Genomic DNA, 4,698 nt, shown 5'->3' on the forward strand with positions numbered 1-4,698 from the left:
CCTACTCGACCTTCGCCGCCTCCGGAATGCGGGCCACTCCCTACTCGGGGAGGCCGGTGAGGGCGTCGGTCATGTACCGGGTCCAGATTTCGGTGGGGATGTCGCCGCCGAACACCTTCTGCAGGCCGCCGACGCCCACCAGGGACTGCAGCTGGGGGTGGGCCGGATCCTCGCGGAAGAGGACCACCGAAGTGGCCAGTTGGCGGGTGTAGCCGACGAACCAGGCCGAGTGGTAATCGTCGGTGGTCCCGGTCTTGCCCGCGGCCGTCCTGCCGAGGGCCTGGGCCTTGGTGCCGGTGCCCTTGGCTATGACGCCCCGGAGGACGTCGGTCACGTTGTCGGCGATGGCGCTCGGCAGCGCCCGTACGGGGGCGGGGGCGGTGAAGCCGGGGAGGGCGGAGCCGTTGTGGGTCACCTTGGTCACCGAGTAGGGAGTGGCCCGCATTCCGGAGGCGGCGAAGGTCGAGTAGGCGCCTGCCATACGAATGGCGCTCGGTGTCGAGGTACCGATGTAGAAGCCGGCGCTGGGGGCGGCGAGGCTGTCGGGGCGCAGGCCGAGGGCCTGCGCCGTGCTCACCACGTTCGGGTGGCCGACGTCCTCCCCCAGTTGCACGTACGGCGTGTTGACCGACTGCTCCATCGCCTTGCGCAGCGAGATGTAGCCCCAGCGCCGGCGGGTGTCGTTGTGCTGGTGGAGGAGGCCGGTGGGGTCCTTGTCGTCGGTGACGTAGTTGCCCTGCTGGTCCTTGATCTTGATGCCGTCGTCACCGTTGAACTTGCTGGCCGGGGTGATCGGCGCCGGGGGCTCGCCGGGTTTCAGTACGGCTCGGTGCTGGAGGGCGGCGGCGAGGACGATGGGCTTGAACGTCGAGCCCACCGGGACGCCGGTGGTGTCGGCGTTGTCCGAGTAGTGGCCGTGGCCGAAGCCGGAGCCGCCGTAGACGGCGAGGATCCTGCCGGTCCTGGGATCGACCGAGGAGGCTCCGACCTGGACGTCCCGGTCGACCGACCGGTGGGCGGGGTCGAGGCGTTGCGCACGGACCTTGGCGACGGCCCTGGCCAGTGCTGCGGTCCGCTTCCGGTCGAAGGTGGTGTGTATCTGGTAGCCGCCCCTGCTCAGGCTGCCGTCGGTGATGCTCCGGTCGTGTGCCTGGGCGTACGACCGGGCGAGCTGGACCAGGTAGCCGGTCTGGCCCGGGAGACCCGAACCCAGGGTCCACTTCCTGGGTGTCGGGAACCCCGCGGCCGCGTACCGTGCGCGCTGCCCCGGCGTCAGCTTGCCGATCTTCACCATCCGGTCGAGCACCCAGGACCAGCGGGCCTTTGCCTTCGCCTTGGCCGTGGGGTCGGAGTCCGCGTGCTGGAAGAGGCTCGGCTCGTTGACCGCCGCGGCGAGGAAGGCTCCCTGGCTCGCGTTGAGCTTCTGCACCGGAACGCCGTAGTACATGCGGGCCGCGGCCTGGATGCCGTTGGCCTGCCGGCCGAAGAAGCAGCTGTTCAGATACCCCTGGAGGATCTGCTGCTTGCCCATCGCGGCACCGATCTTGGTGGAGATCAGCAGTTCCTTGAGTTTCCGCGCGACCGTCTGCGACTGGTCAAGGTAGGTGTTCTTGACGAACTGCTGGGTGATCGTCGACCCGGACTGCACGGAGCCGCCCTCGGCCATGTGGAAGACGGCACGGAGGATGCCTTGCGGATCGATGCCCGGGTCGGTGTAGAAGGAGGCGTTCTCCGCGGCGATGAAGTCCCACCGCACGTCGGCGGGGACCTGCGAGACCGGGATGTTCTGCCGGTTGACGCTGCCGTCGGTGGCCAGGACCTTGCCGTCCGACCAGTAGTAGACGTTGTTCTGCAGCAGCGTACTGGGGTTGGGGTCGGGGATGGTGACCGTGGCGTAGGCATAGCCCACGGCCGCTGTCGTACAGCCGAAGAAGAGCAGGAAGACCGCCAGCAGCTGGCGCACCGACGGCAGCCAGCGGCGCGGGCCCGTCCTGCCCCGGCGCGGGTAGTCGATCCACCGTCTCCCCTGTCTCTGCTCCGGCGCCGCTCTCCGCGCACGGCCTGACGTGCCCGGTCCGAAGGGCCGGTTCCGTGCGGCGCGGTTGCCGATGGTGCGGACACCCTCGACAAGCCTGCCGCCGTGGGACTGCTGCGACGGTCGGCGTCGGTGTCCGCTCATGGGCTCGGATCACTGTCCTCTCGGTACAACTCGGTACAACTCGCTGTAATTCAGTGCTACTTGGTGCGGCTGCGGTGTCGTGCGGTGCGGTGCGGGCTACCGGAAACCGTTGTGGGGTGGGGGCTGCGGAAGGCCGTCGTACGGTGCCCATTGGTGGAAGGGGTCGTACGGCGCCTGCTGCGGCTGACGGTCGTACGGCGCCTGCCGCGGCACACGGTCGTACGGCGCCGAGTGCGCAGAGCCGGGATCGGGCAGAGGCAGGTCATGGACGGGCGCCTTGGCTCCCACCGCCGTCTGGAGGCTGCCGTACCGCTCCATGCGCTGCCATCTCAGGCGGGAGCCCGCAACGGCGGTGAAGACGGACTGGATCACCACCAGGTACATCAGCTGCCGGTAGACGAACTGCTGCAACGGCAGGCTCCACAGCGGGCCGGGCGGTTCCCCGTCAAGGCGGAACGCGTACCGGCCCACCAGGAGTTGCAGCAGCAGGAAGGCCAGCCAGAGCCCGATGATCCGGACCGGGTCGAGGAAGAGCAGCCCGTAGAGGGCGAAGACGTCCACGACGGGTGCGAGCAGCGGGAGCAGTACCTGGAAGAGGAGGAGGTAGACCAGGCCGCGTCGGCCCAGTTTTCCGGCGGCGCCGCGCTGCACCAGAGCGCCGCGGTGCTTCCACATCGCCTGGAGCGTGCCGTAGCACCAGCGGTACCGCTGCCGCCACAGGGCGTTCAGTGACGCGGGCGCCTCCGTCCAGGCCACCGCGCCTTCCTCGTAGACCACCCGCCAGCCGGCGCGGCACAGCGCCATGGTGAGGTCGGTGTCCTCGGCGAGGGTGACGTCGCTGACGCCGCCGAGGGCGAACAGCGCCCGACGGCGGAACGCGCCGACCGCCCCCGGGACGGTCGGCATGCACTCGGCGAGGTCGAACAGCCGGCGGTCGAGGTTGAAGCTGACCACGTACTCGATGTGCTGCCAACGGCCCAGCAGGCCACCGCGGTTGACGACTTTGGCGTTGCCCGAGACGGCGCCCACCCCGGGGTCGGCGAAGGGCTGCACGAGCGTGCGGACGGTGTCGGGGGCGAAGACCGTGTCGCCGTCGACCATGACCACCAGCTCGCAGGAGGCGACGGCGAGTCCCGTGTTGAGCGCGGCGGGCTTGCCCGCGTTCCGCTGCCGGATCACCCGCACCCCCGGCAGGTGGAGCGACTCCACCAGGTCGGCGGTGCCGTCGGTGGAACCGTCGTCCACCACGATGATCTCCACCGGGTGGTCCGAGGCGAGCAGTGAGCGCACGGCCGCCTCGATCCCGGCGCTCTCGTTGTACGCGGGGACGATGACGCTGACCGGTTCGGTCACCGGCGGCCCCCAGGACCGGCCGCGGCCCGCCGTCCGCAGCCGCCGGTGCCGGCGGGCCGCGATCACCAAGACCGCCGCGCGCAGCACGCTGATCGCTCCGGCCACACACAGCAGCACGCCGAGCAGCCACACGGTCCAGTCGCCGGCCTGGAGCAGCTCGATGAGGGCCAGGCCTTGCAGATGGTCGCCGAGCCCGGCGCGCCGGACCGGCCCGGCCATGGCGACCGAGGCGCCGACCGTCGCGAACCGGAAGCCGTGCGCCTTGAGCCGTGGGATCAGGGTGTTCAGCGCGGCGACGGTCTGTGACCGGTCACCGCCGCCGTCGTGCATCAGCACGATCTGCCCGGCGTGGCCGCGGGGTGTGGCACGGGCGACGATGCGGTCCGCACCGGGACGCTGCCAGTCCTCGGCGTCCTGTGTGGTGAGCGCCGTGACATAGCCGGCCGTGTCCGCCTGCTGGAGGACGGACCAGTCGGCATCGTCCAGCGCGTCGTTCTCCGCGGAGTACGGCGGCCTGAGCAGTGCGGTGGTGACCCCCGCGGCGCCGGCCACCGCCAGCTGCGTCTCCCGCAGCTCCAGGGAACGCTGCCAGGGGGCGAGGCGGGCCAGGTCGGGATGGGTGAAGGTGTGGATGCCGATCTGGTGGCCCTCGGCGACGATCCGGCGGACCAGCTCCGGGTGGGCCACGACCTGGGTTCCGACGACGAAGAACGTCGCGTGCACATGGTTGCGGCGCAGCGCGTCCAGGATGCGCGGCGTCCAGACGGGGTCGGGTCCGTCGTCGAAGGTGAGCGCGAGGGTGCGGTCCTCGACCCGGGCGGTGTGCGCGGAGGTGGCGGCGTCCGCGATCACGGGGCCGCCGTGGGTCACCTGACGGGGCACCGTCTCGTGCCGTCCCCGGGCACCGGTCACGGCGTCCGAGGTGATCCCGAACATGTGCTGGGTGTAGCCCTGGAGCAGGAGGGCCGCTGACAGGGTCACCGCGAGCACGCTCAGCAGGAGCCAGTGGGCGCGGGGGGTGATCCGGCCGGTGCGGTCGGGGCGGCGGCCGGGGGCGTCTCGGTGTCGGCGGTCGGTCACGTCGGGGCCTTGGATCACTTCACGGGCTTGTGGGACGAGCCGAGGGCGCGCCCCTTGGAGGAGTGGGCAGGGGCGGGGGGCGGGGT

2 protein-coding genes are annotated in these 4,698 nt (G+C 70.9%); both read right to left on the reverse strand.

Going from position 1 to position 4,698, the window contains the following annotated elements; genetic code table 11:
• Positions 1–40: 40 nt before the first annotated feature.
• Positions 41–1,963, reverse strand: coding sequence for a transglycosylase domain-containing protein (locus EST54_RS33290; RefSeq protein WP_161989342.1), 1,923 nt, complete (start codon positions 1,961–1,963; stop codon positions 41–43).
• A 312-nt stretch (positions 1,964–2,275) separates the two neighbouring features.
• On the reverse strand, positions 2,276–4,612 hold the full coding sequence (locus EST54_RS33295) for a bifunctional polysaccharide deacetylase/glycosyltransferase family 2 protein (RefSeq protein WP_244942671.1): 2,337 nt from the start codon (positions 4,610–4,612) through the stop codon (positions 2,276–2,278).
• Positions 4,613–4,698 lie beyond the last annotated feature (86 nt).

Origin of the sequence: Streptomyces sioyaensis, assembly GCF_004122735.1 — a bacterium.
Classification (GTDB): domain Bacteria; phylum Actinomycetota; class Actinomycetes; order Streptomycetales; family Streptomycetaceae; genus Streptomyces; species Streptomyces sioyaensis.